The 23,493-nt window shown below is 39.3% G+C and carries 22 protein-coding genes and 1 tRNA gene; 11 read left to right on the forward strand and 12 right to left on the reverse strand.

The annotated features are described in order from the left end of the window. The first annotated feature begins 98 nt into the window (after positions 1-98). Together EAH57_RS07990 and EAH57_RS07995 are read left to right on the forward strand one after the other, a co-directional pair. Positions 99-1,343: an NADH:flavin oxidoreductase/NADH oxidase family protein gene (locus tag EAH57_RS07990; protein WP_121929699.1), complete on the forward strand. Its 1,245-nt coding sequence runs from the start codon at positions 99-101 to the stop codon at positions 1,341-1,343. A 91-nt stretch (positions 1,344-1,434) separates the two neighbouring features. Then, entirely contained in the window at positions 1,435-1,980 is a 546-nt protein-coding gene (locus tag EAH57_RS07995) for a DUF2726 domain-containing protein (protein ID WP_121929598.1), read from the forward strand. Positions 1,981-2,035: 55 nt separating this feature from the next. Here EAH57_RS07995 and EAH57_RS08000 read toward each other — a convergent pair. From EAH57_RS08000 to pyrC, 3 genes are all read right to left on the reverse strand, one after another. Continuing rightward, positions 2,036-2,111 (reverse strand) — tRNA-Glu (locus EAH57_RS08000). A 19-nt stretch (positions 2,112-2,130) separates the two neighbouring features. Beyond that, positions 2,131-2,793 carry a ribonuclease T gene (gene rnt / locus EAH57_RS08005; protein WP_004670511.1) on the reverse strand — a complete coding sequence of 221 codons (663 nt, stop codon included), beginning with the start codon at positions 2,791-2,793 and terminating at the stop codon, positions 2,131-2,133. Then, positions 2,778-3,812 carry a dihydroorotase gene (gene pyrC / locus EAH57_RS08010; RefSeq protein WP_121929599.1) on the reverse strand — a complete coding sequence of 345 codons (1,035 nt, stop codon included), beginning with the start codon at positions 3,810-3,812 and terminating at the stop codon, positions 2,778-2,780. The genes rnt and pyrC overlap by 16 nt, the downstream gene beginning before the upstream one ends. A gap of 162 nt (positions 3,813-3,974) precedes the next feature. Between pyrC and EAH57_RS08015 the strand changes: the two genes are divergently transcribed. Beyond that, positions 3,975-5,246, forward strand: a complete 1,272-nt coding sequence (locus tag EAH57_RS08015) for a GGDEF domain-containing protein (RefSeq protein WP_121929600.1) — start codon at positions 3,975-3,977, stop codon at positions 5,244-5,246. Between the two features lie 63 nt (positions 5,247-5,309). Here the strand turns inward: EAH57_RS08015 and EAH57_RS08020 are convergent, their stop codons facing one another. Next, the gene (locus tag EAH57_RS08020) at positions 5,310-6,548 is read right to left on the reverse strand and encodes a L,D-transpeptidase family protein (RefSeq protein WP_121929601.1); all 1,239 of its coding nucleotides are present in this window, start codon (positions 6,546-6,548) and stop codon (positions 5,310-5,312) included. Between the two features lie 195 nt (positions 6,549-6,743). Here EAH57_RS08020 and hemE point away from each other — a divergent pair, with 195 nt between their 5' ends. The 4 genes from hemE to EAH57_RS08040 all read left to right on the forward strand — a co-directional run bounded on the left by hemE (position 6,744) and on the right by EAH57_RS08040 (position 11,256). Further along, positions 6,744-7,817, forward strand: coding sequence for a uroporphyrinogen decarboxylase (hemE, locus tag EAH57_RS08025; protein WP_121929602.1), 1,074 nt, complete (start codon positions 6,744-6,746; stop codon positions 7,815-7,817). Positions 7,818-7,848: 31 nt separating this feature from the next. After that, a complete protein-coding gene (locus EAH57_RS08030; RefSeq protein WP_121929603.1) occupies positions 7,849-8,643 on the forward strand; it encodes a DUF817 family protein in 795 nt (264 codons plus the stop codon). 181 nt (positions 8,644-8,824) lie between these two features. Continuing rightward, on the forward strand, positions 8,825-9,295 hold the full coding sequence (locus tag EAH57_RS08035) for a DUF3015 family protein (RefSeq protein ID WP_121929604.1): 471 nt from the start codon (positions 8,825-8,827) through the stop codon (positions 9,293-9,295). 80 nt (positions 9,296-9,375) lie between these two features. Then, the gene (locus EAH57_RS08040) at positions 9,376-11,256 is read left to right on the forward strand and encodes a DUF4105 domain-containing protein (protein ID WP_121929605.1); all 1,881 of its coding nucleotides are present in this window, start codon (positions 9,376-9,378) and stop codon (positions 11,254-11,256) included. A gap of 32 nt (positions 11,257-11,288) precedes the next feature. Here EAH57_RS08040 and EAH57_RS08045 read toward each other — a convergent pair whose 3' ends face one another. The 6 genes from EAH57_RS08045 to trpD all read right to left on the reverse strand — a co-directional run bounded on the left by EAH57_RS08045 (position 11,289) and on the right by trpD (position 15,699). After that, on the reverse strand, positions 11,289-11,651 hold the full coding sequence (locus tag EAH57_RS08045) for a cupin domain-containing protein (RefSeq protein ID WP_121929606.1): 363 nt from the start codon (positions 11,649-11,651) through the stop codon (positions 11,289-11,291). A gap of 23 nt (positions 11,652-11,674) precedes the next feature. Next, positions 11,675-12,223, reverse strand: coding sequence for a GTP cyclohydrolase I FolE (folE, locus tag EAH57_RS08050; protein WP_171407423.1), 549 nt, complete (start codon positions 12,221-12,223; stop codon positions 11,675-11,677). A 90-nt stretch (positions 12,224-12,313) separates the two neighbouring features. Continuing rightward, positions 12,314-13,003 (reverse strand): Smr/MutS family protein, encoded by a 690-nt coding sequence (locus EAH57_RS08055; protein ID WP_121929608.1) that lies wholly within the window; start codon positions 13,001-13,003, stop codon positions 12,314-12,316. Positions 13,004-13,164: 161 nt separating this feature from the next. Continuing rightward, positions 13,165-13,638, reverse strand: a complete 474-nt coding sequence (locus tag EAH57_RS08060) for a GNAT family N-acetyltransferase (RefSeq protein WP_121929609.1) — start codon at positions 13,636-13,638, stop codon at positions 13,165-13,167. Between the two features lie 195 nt (positions 13,639-13,833). Then, a complete protein-coding gene (trpC, locus tag EAH57_RS08065; RefSeq protein WP_121929610.1) occupies positions 13,834-14,640 on the reverse strand; it encodes an indole-3-glycerol phosphate synthase TrpC in 807 nt (268 codons plus the stop codon). A 9-nt stretch (positions 14,641-14,649) separates the two neighbouring features. Further along, positions 14,650-15,699, reverse strand: a complete 1,050-nt coding sequence (gene trpD / locus EAH57_RS08070) for an anthranilate phosphoribosyltransferase (RefSeq protein ID WP_121929700.1) — start codon at positions 15,697-15,699, stop codon at positions 14,650-14,652. Between the two features lie 271 nt (positions 15,700-15,970). On the opposite strand from trpD, the gene EAH57_RS08075 reads away from it, so the two are divergent. Then, on the forward strand, positions 15,971-16,771 hold the full coding sequence (locus EAH57_RS08075) for an MOSC domain-containing protein (protein ID WP_121929611.1): 801 nt from the start codon (positions 15,971-15,973) through the stop codon (positions 16,769-16,771). A gap of 68 nt (positions 16,772-16,839) precedes the next feature. Here the strand turns inward: EAH57_RS08075 and EAH57_RS08080 are convergent, their stop codons facing one another. Both EAH57_RS08080 and EAH57_RS08085 read right to left on the reverse strand, forming a co-directional pair. Next, on the reverse strand, positions 16,840-18,210 hold the full coding sequence (locus EAH57_RS08080; RefSeq protein ID WP_121929612.1) for an L-cystine transporter: 1,371 nt from the start codon (positions 18,208-18,210) through the stop codon (positions 16,840-16,842). Positions 18,211-18,566: 356 nt separating this feature from the next. Continuing rightward, complete coding sequence (locus EAH57_RS08085) at positions 18,567-19,151, reverse strand: anthranilate synthase component II (RefSeq protein ID WP_121929613.1); 585 nt, start codon at positions 19,149-19,151, stop codon at positions 18,567-18,569. 1,394 nt (positions 19,152-20,545) lie between these two features. On the opposite strand from EAH57_RS08085, the gene glnA reads away from it, so the two are divergent. The 3 genes from glnA to ubiA all read left to right on the forward strand — a co-directional run bounded on the left by glnA (position 20,546) and on the right by ubiA (position 23,437). After that, entirely contained in the window at positions 20,546-21,961 is a 1,416-nt protein-coding gene (gene glnA / locus EAH57_RS08095) for a type I glutamate--ammonia ligase (protein ID WP_171063427.1), read from the forward strand. 88 nt (positions 21,962-22,049) lie between these two features. Then, entirely contained in the window at positions 22,050-22,541 is a 492-nt protein-coding gene (locus EAH57_RS08100; protein WP_121929615.1) for a chorismate--pyruvate lyase family protein, read from the forward strand. 14 nt (positions 22,542-22,555) lie between these two features. Next, positions 22,556-23,437 carry a 4-hydroxybenzoate octaprenyltransferase gene (gene ubiA / locus EAH57_RS08105; RefSeq protein ID WP_121929616.1) on the forward strand — a complete coding sequence of 294 codons (882 nt, stop codon included), beginning with the start codon at positions 22,556-22,558 and terminating at the stop codon, positions 23,435-23,437. The last annotated feature ends 56 nt before the right edge of the window (positions 23,438-23,493 follow it).

Raw genomic sequence — 23,493 nt, forward strand, 5'->3', positions numbered from 1 at the left:
GACATATGATATTGTCAATTTGTAGGAAGATTGCTTGACAGCATAAAAAATAGATTAAATTAGAGTAATTGCTCTAATTTTTATATCAGAGGATGACCATGAGTCAGATTGCAGACAGTATCACGATTCGTAATACCACTTTTAAAAACCGCATCATTAAGGGTGCGATGAGTGAAGCTTTGGCCAATTATGAAGGGCAACCTAATGATTTACATATTGGCTTATATGACGCATGGGCGAAAGGTGGTTTAGGCTGTGCCATTACGGGAAATGTAATGGTTAACATTGGCGCTAAGAATGAGCCAGGTGTCGTTGCAATTGAAACTGAACGTGATTTGGCAAGATTACAACAATGGGCTGCGGTTGGTAAAAAATACGGAATGGTGCAGTTGATTCAATTGTCTCACCCAGGTCGTCAGTGCCCTAAAGGTTTGAATAAAGAAACAGTTGCGCCTTCTGCTGTTCCATTTAGCCCAATGCTCGCCACCATGTTTGGTACACCACGTGAACTCAAGCATGAAGAAATTTTAGATATTATTCAGCGCTTTGCCACAGCTGCTGCGATTTGCGAGAAAGCGGGCTTTGAAGGCGTGCAGTTACATGGTGCACATGGTTATCTCATTAGCCAGTTTTTATCACCACTGACCAACCAACGTACCGATGAGTGGGGTGGTTCGGTTGAAAATCGTATGCGTTTCTTGGTTGAAGCATATAAGGCTGTCCGTGCAGCAACCTCTGATAACTTTATCATTTCTGTAAAGCTCAACTCTGCGGACTTCCAACGTGGTGGGATTACTGAAGAAGATGTGATTACGGTATTTAAGGCTATAGATGCTGCTGGTATTGATATTATTGAAATCTCTGGTGGTACTTATGAAGCGCCTGCAATGGCAGGTGCTAAAGCGAGTTCTCGTAAGGCAAGTACGATAGCGCGTGAAGCATATTTCTTAGATTTCTCTGAAAAAATCCGTCAGCATGTTTCTTGTAAATTAATGGTGACAGGTGGCTTCCGTACAGTTGCAGGTATGAATGCTGCGCTTGAAAGTGGCGCATGTGATTTTATTGGTATTGCTCGTCCATTGGCTGTTGAAACAGATTTAACCGATCGTTTGATTGCGGGGTATGATGTCCGTTATGCGGTAAACCAAATCAAAACAGGTATTCCTTTTGTCGATAAAATGGCAATCATGGAAATTATTTGGTATGCGGCACAGTTCAAAGCGATTGGACAAGGTAAAAAACCAAATCCTAAATTATCACCATTGTTGGTATTTTTGAATTATGCAAAAGGAAATATCAAAGCGGTGGTGAAAGGGCGGGTAAACTCTCGAAAATCAGCATAATATTTTTAAGGGCTCTTCGGAGTCCTTTTTAATTTTGATGTATAAATAATTTGATCTTCATTTAGAATATCCCTTTTTAAGGGGGATATTTATGATTTGGATCATTATTCTGATAATTGTATGCGCAATTTTTGTATTTGTTTTCGCAAATGTAAATAAAGGGAATAAAAAAGGAGAACGTAATCCTATAAAAGGTCGACGGATCATCTCCATGAATGAACAACCAACATTTTTGAGACTTAAAGAGGCATTACCAGAACACATTGTTCTTGCTCAGGTCGCGTTCAGCGCATTTATGACTGCTAAAGGATATGCAACACGAAACTTATTTAACCGTAAGGTCGCTGATTTTGTTGTATTAGATAAAAAGTTTAATGTTGTGGCAATCGTAGAGCTTGATGACTCATCGCATAAAGGGAAAGAAGCAAAAGATGCTGAACGAGATGCTTTGATTGCTGAAGCTGGTTATCGGCTTATTCGTTATCAAAGAACACCTGATCTTGATCAAGTAAAAAAGGATTTTGGGGTCGGTTTGAGCAGTGTATCGATAGCTACGCCTATTACATTAGCTAAAACTGATTTTGTCTCTGATGCATTTGTAATTGAAACAGAGTCAACCGAAAAAAAAGGAATTTAATCTGTAAGCAATAAAAAAGCCACTGACTTAAAAGATGCAGTGGCTTTTTTGAATTTGGCGTCCCTACGGGGATTCGAACCCCGGTTACCGCCGTGAAAGGGCGATGTCCTAGGCCTCTAGACGATAGGGACTTCTTGAGGTGGGTGTATATTAGGGTTCTGTCACCAAACTGTCAAGAAGATGAGGAGACAGTTTGTTCAAAATATAGCAAAACAGTTCAGCAGTCTTCTGTGTATCGTATAAAGCAGAGTGCGCTTCTTTACCATCAAACTCGATTCCAGCCTGAATACATGCTCTTGCGAGGACGGTTTGACCAAACATCACAGCGCTGAGCGTAACGGTATCAAATACTGAGAAGCTATGAAACGGATTCTGATTTTTAGTGCCAGTACGTGCAATAGCAGCTTGCAAGAAACCCAAATCAAAGTGCGCATTGTGACCAACCAATACGGCATGCGTACAATGTTGTGCTTTACGTACTTCAGTGAGTGATTTGAAAATACGACGTAAAGCACTACGCTCATCTTCAGCCATCGCTACACGCATTGGGTTGAAAGGGTCAATACCAATGAAATCTAATGAACGGCGATCAAGATTAGCACCTTCAAAAGGATTAATATGCGCTTGAAAAGATGGGCCGGGTACAAACTGCCCTTGTTCATCATAGACAATCGGAATGCATGCAATCTCAAGTAGCGCATCGGTCTGACAGTTAAAACCTGCTGTCTCAACATCAACAACAACAGGCAAGAAACCGCGAAAGCGTTGCCCTATGACGGGAGCTTTATTTTCTTGTGTCACACTTTTCTCCATTGCAGTGTTTTACCTGCATGAAGTGGAATGATTTTCTGGTCAGCAAGATAATCAAGCGACTCAGGAACGGTGTGTTCTTCTTTGACTAAGGTGATCGTCGTGGTATTACGTGGTAATCCATAAAAATCAGCCCCAAAATGGCTGGCAAAGCCCTCAAGACGCTCTAATTTTCCGACTTGATCAAATGCTTGTGCATATAGTTCAATTGCTGATGGCGCACTATAACAACCTGCACAGCCACATGCATTTTCTTTGGCATCTTGGGCATGCGGTGCGCTGTCCGTACCTAAGAAAAATTTAGGGCTACCACTAGTGGCAACTTCTAACAAAGTCGTTTGATGTGTTTGACGTTTTAAAATCGGCAAGCAATAGAAATGCGGTTTAACACCACCTACCAACATATCATTACGATTAAATAATAAATGTTGAGGTGTAATCGTGGCGGCAACATTACGATCTTGTTCAACGACAAAATTCGCTGCATCACTGGTGGTAATATGTTCTAACACCACTTTTAATTTTGGGAATTGTCTCAGTAAAGGTGAAAGCACCTCGTCTAGAAATCTTTTTTCACGGTCAAAAATATCAACATGATTATGCGTGACTTCGCCATGAAGTAATAGAGGTACTTGATGTTCTTCAAGTTGCTCAATCACTGCATATACTTTACGAATATCACTTACACCGTTATCAGAGTTTGTTGTTGCGCCAGCAGGGTAAAGTTTGATGGCATTTACATGTTCTGATTCTTTGATTTTACGAACTTCATCAGGTGAAGTGTAATCGGTAAAATAAAGCACCATACGAGGGTCAAAATTAAGCCCTTCTGGAACATGGGCAAGAATACGCTCGCGATACGCTAAAGCTTCTTCTACAGTTTTGACTGGTGGAACAAGATTTGGCATACAAATCGCGCGGGCAAATTGTTTTGCTAAATCTGGTACTGTGCGTTTTAAAGCTAAACCATCACGTAGGTGTGCGTGCCAATCATCTGGTTGTAAAAGTGTAAGAGTATTCAAGGTGTACTTCAAACTTAAAAATAATACAAATAATAATGCATAAAGTGTGAAAATGGTAACTACAATTACGGATAAGTGGCTAACTAAAGTGCACGACGAGATGTGGATTTGTGTTATTTTTATCCAGCACAAAAATACCGTATTATAAGAAGAGTAAAAAGGATGGAAAATCAATATGATCTTGAGCGGTTAAGGAGGTCTAAAGAAGCACTGGAGCAGCTCGTTGTCCAGCATTTTAAGTCAAAAAAAACCCATCAAGCTTTACCCGATAAATTAGAAAATGAGTTTTGGCGGTTTAATATTGACCGAACACGCGTAAATGCGATCCAATTTTTTGGTCAAGGTGTGATCACCTATGCGATTTTTGTGTTGTTGATTTTGCCTTCTAACTTTATCGTGATTCGTGAAAGTGCAGATTTTGTCTCAGATTTCATCTATAGCATTTTGAGTTTAATCGTGGTTGGCATATCACTGTTTCTATTTTGGGTGTTTGCACGCTTTAGAAAATTGAATGCGTTATTTTACCCAGCATCCTGCACCATTGTTTTTTACACAATTTTTCTGACCTCATTACTGATGATGAGCGTTTCAAATGTTGTTCTTCAAAATCAAGCAATGGTCCTGATTGCTTTCTTATATATGTTGGGTTTTATTCTAAGTGGTATTAAACCACTACATATGTTGGTAATCGGTACGCTTGCTGCCATCATGATTTTACTATTTCTGTATTTTTTTAAAATTCCTTGTGATTTCCTCATGATCGGGCGAACCTTGATCGGCAGTATATTACTTGGTTTTTCGATTAGTGTAATGCTCAACTCTAAAGAGCGACGAATATTTTTAAAGTCTAAAATCTCAGAAATAGATGAGAAAATTCTACGTTTACAAGCATCTGAGTTATTGCATCTGAGTCAGCATGATGAACTTACCAATGTTTCAAATCGACGTACTTTTGAAGAGATGTGTTCTTATTATTATGACTTAGCGTGTCAAGAGCAGACATCTTTATCTGTATTGTTTATCGATATTGATTATTTTAAAAATTATAATGATTTTTACGGTCATCAGATGGGTGATCAAGTGATTTCTGAAATCGCTAGAACCATAAAAGGTTCAATTAGACATATGGACTTTGTTGCACGTTATGGAGGAGAGGAGTTCGTAGTGCTTTTACCGCAAACGTCTGCGCAAGGTGCTTATGCAGTTGCGACGAATATATATCGTGCCATCGAGCGACAGATGATTCCGCATGAAAAGTCTTTAGTTTCAAATCATGTCACCATCAGTTTAGGGATCACGGTATTTAATGGAAATCCAAAAATTAGCCAAGAAGTGTTAATCCATACTGCTGATAAAGCGTTGTATCGCGCCAAACAATTAGGGCGCAATCAGATTTATTATCAACCATTACCAAATATCGAAGAAAAATCTTAACAATTAAAAAAACCGAAGATCAAATGAATGATATTCGGTTTTATTTTATTCAAACGACTTGAATTACTCTAAGAATCTTACCGTTACACCAGAACGTACTTTATTACCCAAATCATTGGCATCCCAGTTGGTCAAACGGATACAACCGTGTGATGCAGTCTTGGAAATAAGTGATGGGTTTGGTGTGCCGTGAATACCAAATGATTTTTTGCTTAAACCAATCCAGATATTACCTACAGGACCATTCGGACCCGGTGGAAGTGATAATGGCTTAAGATTTTTTCCTTGTACAAAGTTCGATGGCGAATAGCTGTACCAAGGGTTTTTCGCAACACCTGTTACTTTGTAAGTACCCGTCGGAGAAGGCGTACTTGTACTGCCAATTGTTGCAGGAAATGACGCAATCATTTGGTTACGGCTGTTGAATAGATAAAGTTGTTTTGCACCTTTATGTGCCACAATCAAATGGATATCTTCAGGTAAATCATTGCGCACATTTGCAACAACGATTTTTTCGCCCACTTTATTAAAGTTTGCTTTAGGGTTTAGCTGTCTAAGGAATCGTTCATCCATGTGAAACTTTTCACCTAACATTTCTGTTACGCGAGTGTAATGCAACCCTTTCATTTTCGCTTGGTGAGCATAATCTGAAGGAATTGAGTCAACATAAGGGCCTTTTAAGTCCGCTTCTGTAATGGTGTATTCAACATATGCAGGTTTAGTTTGTTTGGCAACCAATGCATCCCACGTTTCTTTGGTGAGTTGACCCGTTGGTGTTAAACCGTTCATTTGTTGAAATGACGCAATTGCTTTTAATGTGTTTTGACCATTTGCGCCGTCAATTGCACCTGGTGAAGCATGTGCATTGTTTAACATCACATGTGCACGTGCATAAGCAGGCAATTGGCGTCGTGGCATATCTTCATACCATTCAGCAGAGTTAATGGCATCCATAGTCCAAGAGGCAGGAACTTCTGGAGCTTGTGATGGCGTTTTTGATACAGTTGTTGCTGCATCCAATGTCGCTTCACGAGTTGGAGCTGCTGTTACTGCAGTTTCTGGTGTATTTTCTATTTTTTGAGCAACATCTGCTGCTGGGTTTCGGCTAAGCTGAGGTTCAGATGCAGCAGACACAGCAGCACTACTACTTGGCGCTGCATAATCAATTGCCAAAGGATCAATCGGATCTTGGACTGCAGAAATCTTTTGGGGATTTAATGCTTGCTCAGTTGTTGGCGCAGCAAAAGCAACATTAGCAAGAATACAACTTAAACTCATAGCGAGTAATGAGCGAACAAACATGTAATTCAACCTTAAGAATTATTCATTTAGGAATATAAGACTTTGCAAGTATTACAGAAAATGATCAAGCTTGCAGTAGCAATTTTGTGATCAAGCGTTTTTTTCGTCAGTTAAAGTCATGTACCGCATAGCATTATATATCTGGGACGATTTTTGCTATCATGCTTGCCACCTGAAAAAATTTAGAGATTGGTAATGACAACGTTGAAAAATGATCGTTTTTTACGAGCTTTGTTACGTGAACCTGTAGACACCACGCCAGTATGGATGATGCGTCAAGCAGGGCGTTATTTACCAGAATATCGTGAAACTCGGGGGCAAGCAGGAGATTTCCTTTCCTTATGTAAAAATGCAGAATTTGCTTGCGAGGTGACTCTACAGCCTTTGCGTCGTTATGAGCTTGATGCTGCGATTTTATTTTCAGATATTCTCACTGTGCCTGATGCTTTAGGTTTGGGACTGTATTTTGAAACTGGAGAAGGTCCAAAGTTTCATAAAACCGTGCGTACTGAACAGGATGTCGCAAATCTACCGAAATTAAATGCAAAATCTGATCTCGCTTATGTGATGAATGCAGTCTCTACGATTCGATCAGCATTAAATGGGCAAGTTCCTCTGATTGGATTTTCAGGTAGCCCTTGGACTTTAGCAACCTATATGGTTGAGGGTGGTTCGAGCAAAGAGTTTCGTTTCCTTAAGCAAATGATGTATGCCCAGCCAGAAGTGTTACATGCTTTACTTGATCATCTTGCCGATTCAGTCATTGATTATCTCAATGCGCAAATTGATGCGGGTGCACAAGCGATTCAGATCTTTGACAGTTGGGGTGGTGCGCTTGCTCACCGTGAGTATGTCGAGTTCTCGATGAATTACATGACTAAAATCATTGCTGGGCTGCAACGTGAGAAAGACGGACGCCGTATTCCAATTATCGTGTTTACTAAAGGTGGTGGGCAATGGTTAGAAACCATCCTCACGACTGGTGCCGACGCAGTTGGTTTAGATTGGACCACACCGCTTTATACAGCGCGTGATGTGGTTGCTGGTCGTGCCGCTTTACAAGGAAACTTGGACCCAGCTGTACTTTATGGTTCGGCAGCGTCGATTGAAAAAGCAGTGAAAGCAATGCTTGACGATGCATATGCTAATGGTGAAAAAACAGGTTATGTTGCAAACTTAGGTCATGGCATTACCCAATGGGTTGACCCTGCAAAACCTAAAATCTTTGTTGATACTGTACATGAATACAGCCACAAATATTTAGGCTGATATTTTTAAACGCATTTGAAGGGCGGATTTTGTGCAGTTAATTGGATTGGTACTCAGTTTTTTGACTAAGGCAGTTTCGGCTGCTTTATTCGGTATATTGCTTTTAATTGCATTTGCATTAACCGCCCCGATGGGTAGCCATGAATATTATGGCTTCTTTCGCTATGACTATCTGTTGTTTTATGCCTTAGTGATTCAGGTTTGCTTGTTGTATTTAAAGCTCGAATCATGGGAAGAAGCCAAAGTCATTGCTTTGTTTCATATCATGGCAATGGGAATGGAAGTTTTTCTAACTCATCCTGCCATTGCCTCTTGGCAATATCCGCAACCTGCTATTTTAAAATTATTAACAGTGCCTTTATTTGCTGGTTTTATGTATTCGGCTGTAGGCAGTTTTTTTGCTCGATCATTGCGATTATATCAAGTTTCTTTTGAGAACCTACCCACTTTCGGCAATATGCTGTTATTGGCTGTGTTGTCGTATTTTAATTTTATGAGCAAATTTTTTATTCCAGATATTCGTATGGGGCTGTTTATTTGGAGTGTGTTGATTTTTTGGAAAACCAAATTGTATTTCCAATTGGATCAGCATCGGTTTAAAATCCCGATGTTACCTGTTTTACTGTTGCTCGCATTTCTCATATGGATTGCGGAAAATATCAGTACTTTTTATAAAATTTGGCTTTATCCGAGTCAGGTCAATAATTGGCATATGGTCGGTTGGGGAAAACTTGGTTCTTGGTATTTATTGCTCCTGTTAAGTCTGGTATTGGTACTTAAAATCTTAGGGACTAGAGGCAAAAATGGAACTTGGCGATTAAATTAAATAGGAGTCTCTTTAATTTAATCAATTTATTTATAAACGGATCTGTATAAATATTTCAGCGATATTTCAAATTTCATTTGCTAAAAAAGTTGAACCTCGCTATTTTATTTTGTGTGTGTGACTTTCACGGCACGATAGCAATAACAAATATTGAAGAATAATTGATACTGGAGACTTTCTTATGTTAAAAAAAATTGCATTAGCTGCATTACTCGCTGCTGGTTCAACCATGGCAATGGCTGATAATGATGTTGGTTGCGGTGTCGGTACACAGGTATGGGCTGGTAAAAAAGGTGTTGGACCTAAAATTCTTGCTGCGACCACCAATGGTATTTTTACTAACCAATTACTAGGTATTACTTTTGGTACTTTAGGTTGCCGTCAAGGTGGAACTGTTACTGCACAAGTTGTGACATTTACCAATGAAAATGCTGAGTCTTTAGCGCGTGATATGGCAGTAGGTCAAGGCGAAAGCTTAAATGTACTTGCTGAACTCATGCAAATTAAATCAGAAGACAAGGCGCGCTTCTTTGCAGTATCTAAAGCAAACTTCGCTGAGATTTATTCAAGTAAAAATCAACACTCTCTTCAAGTTTTAGATTCTTTACAAAATGTGATGGCAAATGATGACGTATTAAAAGCATACGTTTAATTTGTTGCATGATGAAACCCTGTCCTCGTGACAGGGTTTTCTTATACTTATTTTCTTATTATTTTAATATTTGTTGCTGAATGAAATTTTTAACTTTTGCGATTACTGCCTTTTTATCTCATATTGCACATGCTGCAATTGAGCCAAATATTCAAAACTACCTGCAACTTGCCGAACAAAAAAAATTAGATCAACAGATTACTTGGCAACGTTTAATGTATGCAGACTCATCTGGAAAAAGTGAAGTTGACTATCAAGGTTACTTTTATGCAGAACAAGGTAAAACCAATTTAAATAAAGAATTAGAAGCAGATATAAAAGCATTATTTCTAGAGTCAGCAGATAATCAGTCTATTCGATGTAAATTTCCTGCACGCAGTCGTTGGTTAATGCAGCAGTTAAATATTGATGTTAAACATCTACCAGCGGTGAATTGTCCTGAATTTGAAGAATGGATTAATCAGATTAATCCTTATAAAGCGACATTGATTTACGCAACCGATTTTATGGGCAATCCAAGCTCAATGTTTGGACATACATTATTGCGTTTAGACCCAAAAGATCAAAAAGAATTAAACTTAGTTTCTTATGCAGTGAATTATGCTGCAACGATAAATAATCAAGATAACTGGTCTTATGCATGGAAAGGTTTAACAGGACAATATCCTGGTGAATATTCTTTGATGCCGTATTATCGAAAAGTAAAAGAGTACGGTGACTTTGAAAGTCGTGATTTGTGGGAATATGAGCTGAATTTAACCGCTGAAGAAACGCGTTTCTTGGTTGAGCATATTTGGGAAATGCAGCATGTGAGCTTTCCTTACTATTTTGTCAGCGATAATTGTGCGTATCGCTTGCTGGGGTTAATTGATTTGGTTCGTCCAAATTTAAACTTAAAGGCTCAATTTAATTATGCTGCTATTCCGATCGAAACATTAAAAGCGGTCGATCAGCAACAATTGGTCAAAGAGGTAATCTATCGCCCAGCTTTAGAAACACAATTGCTGGCTCAAGCAAAACAACACGGTACAGCTTTAGCCAAAGTTGCTCATCAAGTCGCTTTTTCACCGATTGAACAAGTCTCCGCTGTCTTGGCATCATATAGTGCGCAAGATCAGGCTAAAATCTTAGAAATGGCATACGATGATTTATATTTGCAATATATTAGCCATAAAGCCGATGGTGATGTCGCACAAGTTCATTTGCGACAATTACTTGCTAAGCGCAGTCAAATCCAGATCGATAAACAACGCCAAGAACCTGAACGTCCAAAAATTCAACCTGTTGAAGGGCATGATGCACGCAATTTTTCTATGAATGTTGGTGAGGTACAAGGACAAAAGTTCGTTGAGTTAGGGCATCGACAAGCCTATCACGATTTAATAGATCCATCTGGTGGCTATCGATTAGGAACACAGTTGCTCTTTTTAAATGGTGCATTGCAATATCGTGATGACAAATTAAAACTTGAACACTTAGATCTATTGGCTGTGAATTCTTATAACCCGATTCAGCCATTTAAAGCGCCACTCACATGGGGATTTAATTTAGGTTGGAAGCAAGAGGCAGTCGCAAAAGGGCAGTTTAGTGAAGATCAGCAACATGGTGTTATGAATCTGAATATGCAGGCGGGATATAGTTTGGCGGATTATGATCGTCAGCATCTCTGTTATGCGCAATTGCAAGGGCATCTGCAAGCTGGAAGCGCGCTAGACAACGGTTGGCGTGTCGGAGTAGGACCAACGTTGGGTTGTATGAATCAATGGTCTGATCAGTGGAACAGTTTGCTACAAGTTGAGTTGCCTTACTGGCAGCATCAAAGTCAATGGAATCTGAGAGTAGGGACACATGTTCAGTATAGTTTGAATGCGAATAATGCGCTGCGTTTGAATTGGCAATATGAACAGCAAGATCGTAAGGACTGGACGAAAGTAGGGTTGGGGTATGTTCGTTTTTTCTAAAGGTTTAATTGGATGAGTGTGGTTCTAAATAATCACACTTCAACTATGACATAATATTTTTTAACCGCCTCAATCACTTCAAATGTACCAATAAATGCAGGAGGAATAATTCCCGCATTGCCAGCAGTCACCTCAATAAAAGAGTGGTTTTTTGCATCATGAATGCGTACCACACCTTCAATAACCTGAAAAAATTCTTGTTTATTGTCTGCAAATTGAATGTTCCAAGCACCCACTTCACATTCCCAAATGCCACAGCTCATATCTGTATGTTCATATAGGCTGTAGGTCAGACGTTCAGGATTACCTTTAACTAAGCGATCAGGGCGAGGGTAGTCAACACTGGCTTGATTCGGTGTTAAATCACCATGACCCGCTAAGTAAATAGATGACATGTTATTCATGCTCAAATCGGTTATTAATAACTTTCAGGAACTGCACTCAAAAACTCACGACGCGCATCTTTATCAGTTTTAAACTCACCCACGAAAGAGACGGTACGAGTAGTTGATTCTTGTTTGCCAACACCACGCATCATCATACACATATGTGCTGAGTCGATGACCACAGCTACGCCACGCGCTTGAGTAACTTCAGCCACGGCTTCTGCGATTTGCTGGGTCAAGTTTTCCTGAATTTGTAAACGACGTGCGAACATTTCAGTAATACGTGCAAATTTTGATAAACCTAACACCTGACCTTCAGGTAAATAAGCGATATGTACACGACCATAAAAGGGAAGTAGGTGGTGTTCACAAAGCGAGTAAAACTCGATGTTCTTCACCAACACCATTTCATAGTTATCGGAAGGGAAAACCGCATTATTGGTCACTTCTTCAAGCGTTTTACTATAACCAGAGGTTAAAAAAGAAAAAGCTTTAGCCGCACGCATAGGGGTATCTTGTAAGCCAGGGCGAGTTAAATCTTCACCAACGGCAGTTAAGATGTTTGCGTACGATTGCTGCATAGACATATAAATGTTCACTTAGGTGGGTTGAACAAAACGGGAATTGTATCAGAAAACGATTAAAAAAATTAATTTTGAACCAAATGCCGATTATTGTTTGTACTTTGGGTTCTTTTCTGCACGTTTAAGCAGCACAAGAACCGCGCCAGTACCGCCTTGGGTCTCTGGTGCACTGACAAAAGCGAGCACATCACGATGCTGTCTGAGCCATCCATTGACATAGGTTTTTAAAATCGCTTCTGGGCCTTTGCCGTGTACAATTTTAATGACATTTTGATTTTCATCTTTTGCCATTTGGATAATTTGTAATACCGCAGCGCGTGCTTGTTCAACTGTACAGCCGTGTAAATCGACCGCTTCAAACCAGCGAATTTTACCTGCTTTGAGGTCTTCAAAAACCTTGTGCTGCAAAGTGGCGATGCGATAGCTGAGCGTGGCTTGGCTTGCGACAGGGTTTAAGATGGCTTGGGTATCAGAGATTTCTGCTAACTCATGTTCAGTTGAGCCTTCAGCCGCAGCGCGTTTTGCTAAAGTTTGTGCATCTACTTTTTTGCGACGAGCAGGTTTAACATCAGCAATATTGTCATTGGCGATCGGTTTTACACCTTGTAGTGCTTTTTTAAAAAGCTCAGTGTCTTCTAATTCTTCAGCAACGGCTTGAGCCTTTTTCGATTCAGCTTGTTGTACGATCTTGCTGGCCTGTGGCTGAGAGATCTGCTTTTTAAATTGCTTCAGTAAATTAAACTGATCTTTAGAAAGCGGTGAATCATGTTTGCTCATAATTTCAGTTAAATATGCCAGATAGGAGATAGGTGCAAAATTATAGTCTGAATCTGATGAGATTTGAACTGAATTGCATTCATGAGGGCTAGTATTGCATTTGAGAGAAAATGAAAAATCCAAGTTGAAATGTCGATTTAATCGTATATAGCTTACTTTATTTAGCTAGGTTTATATAATCTATATCGGATAAAAATTTCATTATCTATTGTGACCTCACCATCAAATTTGAACCCCAATAAATAAATCGCTTTTAGTTTATTTCTTGTAGGTGGGAGTAAAATCGTGATGGAATTAAATTTATATTCATTAAAGGCTATATTAACAATTTTTTTGAAAATTTGCTTGCCTAGCCCCCAATGTCGCGGGTGCAAAACTAAAGCTAAATCTGCATCACCATTCTCAGACTGTAGTCCACCCCAACCAACAAAATTATCGCCAAGCAAAAATGCCCAAATACCATAACCATATTCATCCCAATGCTTTTCTTTAGCATTCACCCAAGCAATGCATTGTTGGTGGTCAAAAACAATATCTTGTGCTAAAGGCATTTGTTTAAGTACGCGTTCATTAGTATTTATTTCAATAAGATCTTTGATGTCAATATGGCTCAAACGGTCAAAATAGATACTCAAAATTTTCTCCTACCTAAAGGTGTTGGGTTTAAAAGGTATTATGAGGTGTCAGAAATAAAAGATAGCTTATTATTTATTTGGGTCATCACTTGATGTTAAATATTAATTATTATGAGTATTTACATTTACTACTATTCATTGCGTTGTGTAATGTTTAAGGTTCAGGGCAAAAATTCGCCATGAACCTTAATATGTTCAGATTTGCTCAGGCTCGCCAAATAATTCAGCAAATGCTTGATCAGGACGAGGCTGTTTCATAAAGCTTTCACCAACAAGGAAAGTATGAATATCATTAGCTTGCATCATCTCTACATCAGCAGGCGTGGCGATACCGCTCTCAGTGACCAATACACGAGAAGCCGGCAGCAATTTCTTTAAACGTAATGAGGTTTCTAAATCCACATCAAAAGTTTTAAGATTACGGTTATTCACGCCTAAAATACATTGCTCAGAAAGCCTTAATGCGCGTTCAAGTTCATATTCATCATGTACTTCAACTAAGACATCAAGCTGATGCTCAAATGCAGTCTTAGACATTTCTTCAAGCTGTTGATCAGATAAACATGCCACGATCAATAAAATACAATCCGCTTGTAACGCACGGGCTTCAACGACATTATACGGATCAACCAAGAAATCCTTACGTAATGCAGGCAAGGCACAATGATTACGTGCGATTGCGATATTTTCATCTGCACCTTGGAAGAAATCTACATCGGTTAGAACCGATAGGCAGGCCGCACCCGCTTGTTCATATTGTTGTGCAATTTCAGCAGGATTGAAGTTTGCACGAATGATGCCTTTTGATGGAGAGGCTTTCTTAATTTCAGCAATTACAGCAGGGCGTTTATGCTGTAAAGCCTTGGCAAAACCACGAACAGGAGTTGCTTCTTTTGCCCATTGCTCAACATCATGCAAACTACGTTGTTTTAAACGTGCAGCAAGTTCCTCATGTTTGCGGTCAACAATTTTACCGAGAATGGTATTTTGAATATCGATCATGAGAAATCCTTAGTCTGCTTGATATTGTTTCAATGTCTTGGTGAATTCAGCCAAGATACTCATTTTTTCTAGGGCTTGACCGCCGTAAAGAATATCTTGTGCCAGTTCAACTGCTTGTTTATAGGTTTTAGTGAGTCCTGCAACATAAATCCCAGCGGCAGCGTTCAGTGCAATCATATTTGCGGCTTTTTCACCAATTTCAGATTTATTACGACCTAAAGCATCTTTGATCAGCTTTAAGCTTTCTTCAGAACTGTTTACCACTAAACCTGTCAGTGTTTGAGAGGGAATACCGACTTCATCTGGTGTCAGTGTCCATTCAGTAATTTCGCCATCTTTCAATTCGGCAACAGCAGTTGGTGCTGCGAGACTAATTTCATCTAAACCATCTTTTGAATGAACGACCAATACATGCACAGCGCCAAGCTGTTTTAAAACTTCTGCGATTGGTCGGCAAAGCTCATCTGAAAATACCCCAATCACAAAACGATTTACGCCAGCAGGGTTGGTTAAAGGTCCAAGTAAATTAAAAATACTACGAATACCTAGTTCACGACGAGGCGCAACTGCATATTTCATTGCTTTATGGTGATTGGGTGCAAACAGAAAACCCACGCCCATTTCACGGATACAACGTTCAGTTTGTTGCATGTCCAAATCAAGCTGGATGCCCATTTGTTCGAGCACATCAGATGAGCCAGACTTACTCGAAACACCACGATTTCCATGTTTAGCAATGGTCGCACCAGCTGCTGCAACTACAAAACTAGATGCTGTTGAGACATTAAATAAGTTCTGACCGTCACCGCCAGTTCCGACGATATCAACGAGGTGTGGAATATCACTAACATCAATTTTAATGGCGAACTCACGCATGATCCGTGCTGCAGCAGTGATTTCATCAATACTCTCACCCTTCATACGCAAACCCATCATTAGTGCGCCGATTTGAGCATCAGTTGCTTCACCTTGCATGATACTGCGCATGACATTTTCCATTTGCGACTGGGTCAGATGAATATTTTTAGTAATGTGATTGAGTGCCTGTTGGATATTCATAGTCATGAGTTACAGCATTATGATTGATTAAAAGTTTAAGAATTGAATAGGGGTTGATCGCAATTGGTTTGGTATGACTTCGGTCTGATACATAATCTAAAAGCGAGCGAGTTATGTTATCAGAAAATAATGCAGATTTTATAGGCTTTCATTAAAAACTACGCATTACCTTAAATTTAGACATATTGCTATAATTTTCAACTATTATGCTGTTTTTGGTCTATACAGTTTTTTACTGAACTATTCAATTTGTCTTTATGAGAATTTTAACATGCGTGTCAGTCAACTTTTCTATTATCCAGTGAAATCATGTCGAGGCAATAAATGCATTGAAATGGAAATTGATGCCTTTGGACCAAAGTGGGATCGCCGATGGATGATCGTTGATAATAATGGTCGTTTTGTGACTCAGCGGCAAGTTGCTGAAATGGGGCAAATTGGGATGTCTATTTCATCTGAAAGTGTGTGTTTTGATTATCAAGCTGAACAGATCGAACTGAGTATGATTGAAGCGCAAGGACAAAAAGATGAGCGTTTGGTGACGGTGTGGCAAGACCAACTTGTTGGAAATCGTATTGATCATCCAGTGAATGCTTGGTTAAGTCAAAAATTGGGGCGAGATGTGCAACTAGTGTATATGCCGCAAGAGACGGTTCGCCAAGTTGATTTGGAATATGCAGAGCTTGGTGATCGAGTCGGTTTTGCTGATGGTTTTCCTTTTCTTATTATAAGTGAGGCATCTGTTGAGTTTCTTGCTGAAAAAGTCGGTTATCCACTGGATGTTCAGCGATTTAGACCGAATATTGTGATTTCAGGATGTGATGCATTTGCTGAGGATCAATGGCGGCAGATTCAAATTGGTGAGATTGTATTTGATCTTGTAAAACAATGTTCGCGATGTGTAATTCCAACCATTGATTTAAAAACCAGTCAAAAGCAGCCAGAAGTGATGCAGGCGATGTTGGCTTATCGAAAACAAAGCAATGGTGTCATGATGGGACAAAATGCCCTGCATCGAGGTGAGGGTACGATTGTACTTGGGCAAGAGGTCCACATTTTAAAAGCGGTGTAGCTGCTTAAATTTTAATAAATCGGCTCAAAAAAATGCCAATCGATTGGTGTCGATTGGCATTTTCATTTCTAGGTTTGTTGAGGCTGATCATCTACGGGTGTTCTGACGCCCAATATTTGGCTGGTTGCTGTACCAGCAGTCATAGAGCCATTCACATTCAAGGCAGTACGTCCCATATCAATCAGTGGTTCGATTGAGATCAGTAAAGCAACAAGAGTGATTGGTAAGCCCATGATTGGCAAAACAATCAGCGCTGCAAAGGTAGCGCCACCACCAACACCAGCCACGCCGATCGAGCTAAGTGTAACGATGACAATCAGTTGTGCAATCCACAGCGGATCAAGGGGATTGATGCCGACAGTTGGTGCGACCATTACCGCAAGCATTGCAGGATATAAACCAGCACAACCATTTTGTCCAATCGTTGCACCAAACGATGCAGAAAAGCTGGCAATACCTTCAGGTACACCGAGTTGCTTAGTTTGGGTTTCAATATTCAGAGGAATACTGGCTGCACTTGAACGACTAATAAAGGCAAAGCTTAAAACAGGAAATGCTTTTTTAAAGAAATCGATAGGGTTGACGCGTACAAATAGCAATATAAGCGCATGTACGATTAACATAATCGCCAGACCCAAATAAGATGCAATTACAAATTCACCTAATTTGATAATGTCCGCCAAATTTGCAGTAGCGACCATTTTGGTCATCAACGCAAGCACACCATAAGGGGTAAATTGCATAACCAAACGAACGAGACTAATCACAAGTGCTTGTAGCGCTTCGATTCCATGACGGATTCGCTCGCCATTCACAGTATCTTTTTCCATGAGTTTAAGTGCAGCAACACCTAGAAAAGCAGAAAATATGACGACACTAATAATTGCAGTCGGACGAATCCCTGTTAAGTCAGCAAAAGGATTTTGTGGGAATAATGAAAGCAATAATTTGGGTACATCTAAGTCTGCAACTTGGCCCACATATTGACTTTCTATTGCGGCTAAACGTGCGGTTTCTTGTGCGCCTTGAACTAAGCCTTCTGCTGTTAGACCAAATAAATTGGTAATACTTGCACCAACGAAAGCAGCAATTGCCGTGGTTGCTAATAAAATCCCAATCACCAATACACTGATTTTTCCGAGAGAGGTGGTTTGGTGTAATTTGATCACGGCACTTAAAATTGAAATAAAAATGAGTGGCATGATCACCATTTGTAATAGTTGAACATAACCATTACCGACAATGTTAAACCATGCGACCGAATCTTCCAGAATTTGACCATCACCATAAATGGTTTTGAGTGCTAAACCGAAGAAAATACCAACCACCATACCGATCAGTACTTTTTTGGCCAGACTCCAGTCATGTCGATAGGTGAAAAACAATCCTGCTAGCAGCAGGATAAAAACAAGAATATTCAATAAAACTAATGTATTCACAATAAGTATCCTGATCTTTGCTTCAGGCGAAGTGTGCTAAAAAAATGACTTGGGATTTTAGCACCCGATTGTTGATAACCTTAATCATTCCTATCACTATGCTTAATCTAAAAAATGAAAAAGCAGCCGATTTAACTTTGAATTTATGGAAAGGTTTGTTTTTCAAAAATATGAAAAGTGTATTAATTATTGAAAAATAATGAATTGTTTAAGTGTGAAACTTTTCTGATTAATTTTAAAACCGGAATTTATGCCTGTATGTATAGGTTGTATATACTTTTTATATGTTCAAAATAAAAACAGCCCATTCATTTAAATAGGCTGTTACAGCGATAAATCTAAAACTAAATATCTGTTTAAGCGTAAATATCGAGGAAGTTTTTGAAAATCTGATGACCATGTTGGCTCAAAATAGACTCAGGATGGAACTGAACACCTTCAACTGGCAGTGTTTTATGTTTTACACCCATGATTTCTTCAATGGTGCCATCTGTTTGATTGGTCCAGCACGTGACTTCTAAACAATCAGGAAGCGTTTCTTGCTCAATCACGAGAGAGTGATAACGTGTGGCAGCAAAAGGCGAAGGCAAATCACTGAAAATACCTTTATCACTATGATGCATGTCGGATAAGCGCCCGTGCATGACTGTTTTCGCACGAATAATATTTCCGCCAAAGGCCTGTCCAATGGCTTGATGACCTAAACAGACACCGAGTAAAGGAATTTTCCCTGCAAAGTGATTGATTGCAGGAATAGAAATTCCTGCTTCGCTTGGAGAGCATGGACCAGGACCGATCACCAGATATTTCGGCTGCCATCGCTGAATATCCTCTAATGTGACTTGATCATTACGAACAACTTTTACTTCTTGATTCAACTCGCCAAAGTATTGAACGATGTTGTAAGTAAATGAGTCATAATTGTCAATCATTAGAAGCATTTTAGATTCAACCTATTGATTATATTTGAGGTTTTAACATGTGGTCTTGTTTGTTACTCACATTGTTACTCACTTTAATAAAACTGACTATATATAAATAGAAAAAGCCGCTTTATTTAAGCGGCTAATGTATCAGATTTTGATTCCCTTGTGACCACTTCATTCGCGTATGAATCGGGGTAGTCGCTAAAATGGTATTTAGACGGCCGTGAACTCAAGTGTGAGGGGCTTTTATCAACCAGATACAAGCGTTTTACATTCAGTTTAAAAAGAACCGACCAAGTGATGCATTTTATCGACAAAACATCCTGTAAAGCTCAAGAAACAGCGAGATAAATATTTCATTGTGTAGTTGTACTTTAAAAAATTATTAAAAACATTTCATATTTTGTTGACGCAGTTAACACTTTTATTTATATTTGAGACTTACTTTAATAAAAAGTAAACAACAATAACCTTAATTCAGCGCAAAACAAGAATCAAGGTGAAACCCACTCTCTTTTAGAGGGTGGGTTTTTTAATGGGTGAGATTTATGACTGAAAGTGAAAAAGAGTCTTTAGCTGATTTGCGTATTGATCTGTATTAAATTGTGAGTAATTTAAAAAAAAAGCATTCTAGGTTAGCCTTAGATCTCGATGAGCTAACATCTGCAATCAGAGCAATGAGTTATTGGGCAAGCATTTAAACATATTTAGTGAAAAGGTTGAGCACCCATACAATCATATAAGACAGGGGGCGCAATCATATGCTTCTTCTCAATCATTATAAGCATGATTATAACTTTATGAAATTTTTCACTTTATTGTGCTTTTTATTTCGATGAATCTATTTATAAATTGATACGATTCAATATCCATGCGTATGAAAGAGGATTGCGATACAGAGAGTAGGAAATAATCGTAACAAAAACAAATGATCAATAGGTGAATATTTCGAGAGCAGATGATTTTACATAGATAAAGTGATCAACCAAAATTGTGTTTAAAAAGACCAATAAATTTTTATAATTGAAAGGTTTGAAAAAATAAATGACAAGTGAATCGAAAGTCTAAATGAATTGAATGGAATCAAGTTGAAAAGAATGATATAAAAACTCAGTTTATGCTAAAGAATGGCGTAATTGGCACTACATTAGTTCTTTGATATGTATTTATGCACCATTTTGGATCGCATTGTCTATTTTGGGGATGCGTTAAAATGGAAATGTTTAAATATGGTGCATTTGCAAATAGTGGGCAAGATATATAGATATTGAACATGGAGCTTAAATCATTTTTTCTGCAAAGAATTTCAATGTTTTAGGTACGCTTTTAAATTGTTGGTATGATAATTGCTATTTATACACCAACAACTAACACGCACTTAACGAGTGCATAAAAATTCATTGGAGCAAATGAGCATGGCGAACAAGGTCCTTCAACTCATCAAAGAAAGCGGCGCAAAATGGGTCGATTTTCGCTTTACTGATACCAAAGGTAAAGAACAACACGTAACTTACCCAGCTGATACGATTGATGAAGATACATTTGAAGACGGTAAAATGTTTGATGGTTCTTCAATCGCTGGCTGGAAAGGCATTGAAGCATCTGACATGATCTTACGTCCAGACGCTGAAACTGGTTTTCTTGACCCGTTCTTTGCTGAGCCAACAGTTGTTGTGACTTGTGACGTAATCGAACCATCTACTGGTCAAGGTTACGAGCGTGATCCACGTTCGATTGCTCGTCGTGCTGAAGAGTATTTAAAATCTACAGGTATCGGTGATACTGCATTCTTTGGTCCAGAACCAGAATTCTTCGTTTTTGACGAAGTTAAATGGGATATCGACATGTCTGGCGCTCGCCATACATTGATCGCTGAAGAAGCTGCTTGGTCTACTGGTAAAGACTTTGAAGCGGGTAACTCTGGTCACCGTCCACGTGTGAAAGGTGGTTACTTCCCAGTTCCTCCTGTTGACTCTCATCAAGATATGCGTGCTGAAATGTGTGCACGTATCGAAGACATCATGGGTCCAGGTCGTGTAGAAGTACATCATCACGAAGTTGCATCTTGCCAGTTAGAAATTGGTGTGAGCTTCAATACACTTGTTCGTAAAGCGGACGAAGTTCAACAATTCAAATATGCAGTTTGGAACGTTGCTCATCAATATGGCAAAACTGCTACATTCATGCCTAAACCAATGGTTGGTGATAACGGTTCTGGTATGCACGTTCACATGTCGATCGCTAAAGATGGCAAGAACTTGTTTGCTGGTGATGAATATGCTGGTTTGTCTGAAATGGCATTATTCTTCATTGGCGGTGTAATTAAACACGCTCGTGCATTAAATGCGATTACTAACCCTTCTACAAACTCGTATAAGCGTTTAGTTCCACATTACGAAGCGCCGATTATGCTTGCTTACTCAGCACGTAACCGTTCAGCTTCTATTCGTATTCCATACGTTTCTAACCCTAAAGGTAAGCGTATCGAAGCACGTTTCCCTGATCCAATGATGAACCCGTACTTAGGTTTTGCAGCATTGTTGATGGCTGGTATTGACGGCATCCAAAACAAAATTCACCCAGGTGAAGCTGCTGATAAGAACTTATATGATCTTCCTCCTGAAGAAGAAGCGAAAATCCCAACTGTGGCGCACAGCTTAGATATGGCGATTGAAGCACTTGAAGCGGATCATGAGTTCTTGTTGAAAGGTGGTGTATTCACTAAAGAAATGCTTGATGCATACATCGAACTTAAAACTGATGATGTTCGTCGTCTTAACACGACAACTCACCCAGTTGAATTCGATATGTACTACAGCTTGTAATACATTCCGATTCAAAAAGCTCGCTTCGGCGGGCTTTTTTATTGAAAAATTCATGTAAACTAATTGCGATGTTTTTAGTGAGCCGAGCATGCGTAATTTACAACCAAGTAGAATAAAGGGCAGGGATATTCCACCTGAATTAAAAAAATGGTTGTATGCATCGGGTTCACTCACTCAACAGCTCACTGACCTTGGCGCAGGAGAGTTTCGTGTTGAACGAATTAAAGAACAGTATCAACGCTTATTATTTGCCGATAGTCAGTGGATGAGAATGCCACATACGCATATTTCATGGGTTCGAGAAACTTACTTATATGGCTCAGAACAGCAGGCTTGGGTGAAAGCAAAAAGTATTTTTCCAATTTTAAGCTTACAAAAAAAAGCACGATTATTTAAACATATTAGAAATAAACCAATTGGTTGGTTTTTATTTCAGCGAACTAATCCAGCCTGTGAACGCCGCGTAATTCATCTCGCGGATGGCTGGACGCGGCAAAGTTGCTATACGTGGCATGGTTGCAAATTTATTGTACAGGAAACATTCTTGCCTGCATTTGAACAGTTTATTCGACAGCATTGACTCTAAGGGGCAACATGGAAACAGTGCAACAAACAACATGGCGACAGCGTTTAGCGGCATATTATTATTTGTGTCGTTTTGATAAGCCGATTGGTACAGAGTTGGTGTTCTGGCCAACCATGTGGGCATTATGGATCGCATCCAAAGGCATCCCTGATTTTAAAATATTGTTGGTGATGACACTTGGTGTGCTCTTTATGCGAGCTGCAGGTTGCGCGATCAATGATTTTGCAGATCGTAAAGTGGATGCACATGTTGAACGTACCAAAGCTCGTCCTCTTGCAACTGGGGTGATTCGAGCGCGGGAAGCCGTGTTTGTATTTTTGGGGCTGGTGGCAGCAAGTGCCTGTCTTTTATTTTTCTTGCCGATTGAAACCTTTTATTGGTCATTTGGAGCGTTATTTCTCGCTTTCATCTATCCTTTTATGAAGCGCTATACCCATTTACCTCAGGTATTCTTGGGTGCTGCATTTTCTTGGTCGATTCCAATGGCTTATACCGCAGTTGGACAGACACCTGATTTAATTTGCTGGCTTTTATATTTCGGAAATTTGGCTTGGACAGTGGCTTATGATACTCAATATGCAATTACAGATCGTGAATATGATTTGAAAATTGGTGTGAAATCTACCGCAATTTTATTTGGTCGATTTGATATACAAATTATAGGATCATTGCAACTGTTAAGTTTGGGTTTGATCGGTAGTGCACTTTATTTGGAAGATCTTTTAATTCCATTTGGACTGGCTGCATTATTGGTTGTTGCTGCTGATTTTATTTATCAAGCAGTTAAAACTAAAGATCGGGATCCGCAGATTTGTTTTTGGGCATTCCGTCACAATCGCTGGGTTGGTATGATCATTTTTATGGGAATCTTTTTAGAATTCATGATTTAAAAATGACTTATTAGTTGAAAAGTGTCCTATGCAGGGCACTTTTTTTATGTCTTAAT

The sequence above is a fragment of the Acinetobacter sp. 2JN-4 genome (assembly GCF_003687745.1).
Taxonomy (GTDB): Bacteria; Pseudomonadota; Gammaproteobacteria; order Pseudomonadales; family Moraxellaceae; genus Acinetobacter; species Acinetobacter halotolerans.

What these genes read in the sequence shown, in the direction of transcription:
- folE (WP_171407423.1), bottom strand. Translation starts at nt 12,223, where the DNA reads ATGCAGCAATCGTACGCAAACATCTTAACTGCCGTTGGTGAAGATTTA.
- EAH57_RS08100 (WP_121929615.1), top strand. Translation starts at nt 22,050, where the DNA reads ATGCGTAATTTACAACCAAGTAGAATAAAGGGCAGGGATATTCCACCT.
- rnt (WP_004670511.1), bottom strand. Translation starts at nt 2,793, where the DNA reads ATGGAGAAAAGTGTGACACAAGAAAATAAAGCTCCCGTCATAGGGCAA.
- trpD (WP_121929700.1), bottom strand. Translation starts at nt 15,699, where the DNA reads ATGAATATCCAACAGGCACTCAATCACATTACTAAAAATATTCATCTG.
- EAH57_RS08085 (WP_121929613.1), bottom strand. Translation starts at nt 19,151, where the DNA reads ATGCTTCTAATGATTGACAATTATGACTCATTTACTTACAACATCGTT.
- EAH57_RS08035 (WP_121929604.1), top strand. Translation starts at nt 8,825, where the DNA reads ATGTTAAAAAAAATTGCATTAGCTGCATTACTCGCTGCTGGTTCAACC.
- EAH57_RS08040 (WP_121929605.1), top strand. Translation starts at nt 9,376, where the DNA reads ATGAAATTTTTAACTTTTGCGATTACTGCCTTTTTATCTCATATTGCA.
- glnA (WP_171063427.1), top strand. Translation starts at nt 20,546, where the DNA reads ATGAGCATGGCGAACAAGGTCCTTCAACTCATCAAAGAAAGCGGCGCA.
- EAH57_RS07995 (WP_121929598.1), top strand. Translation starts at nt 1,435, where the DNA reads ATGATTTGGATCATTATTCTGATAATTGTATGCGCAATTTTTGTATTT.
- trpC (WP_121929610.1), bottom strand. Translation starts at nt 14,640, where the DNA reads ATGATCGATATTCAAAATACCATTCTCGGTAAAATTGTTGACCGCAAA.
- EAH57_RS07990 (WP_121929699.1), top strand. Translation starts at nt 99, where the DNA reads ATGAGTCAGATTGCAGACAGTATCACGATTCGTAATACCACTTTTAAA.
- ubiA (WP_121929616.1), top strand. Translation starts at nt 22,556, where the DNA reads ATGGAAACAGTGCAACAAACAACATGGCGACAGCGTTTAGCGGCATAT.
- EAH57_RS08075 (WP_121929611.1), top strand. Translation starts at nt 15,971, where the DNA reads ATGCGTGTCAGTCAACTTTTCTATTATCCAGTGAAATCATGTCGAGGC.
- EAH57_RS08020 (WP_121929601.1), bottom strand. Translation starts at nt 6,548, where the DNA reads ATGTTTGTTCGCTCATTACTCGCTATGAGTTTAAGTTGTATTCTTGCT.
- EAH57_RS08045 (WP_121929606.1), bottom strand. Translation starts at nt 11,651, where the DNA reads ATGTCATCTATTTACTTAGCGGGTCATGGTGATTTAACACCGAATCAA.
- EAH57_RS08055 (WP_121929608.1), bottom strand. Translation starts at nt 13,003, where the DNA reads ATGAGCAAACATGATTCACCGCTTTCTAAAGATCAGTTTAATTTACTG.
- hemE (WP_121929602.1), top strand. Translation starts at nt 6,744, where the DNA reads ATGACAACGTTGAAAAATGATCGTTTTTTACGAGCTTTGTTACGTGAA.
- EAH57_RS08015 (WP_121929600.1), top strand. Translation starts at nt 3,975, where the DNA reads ATGGAAAATCAATATGATCTTGAGCGGTTAAGGAGGTCTAAAGAAGCA.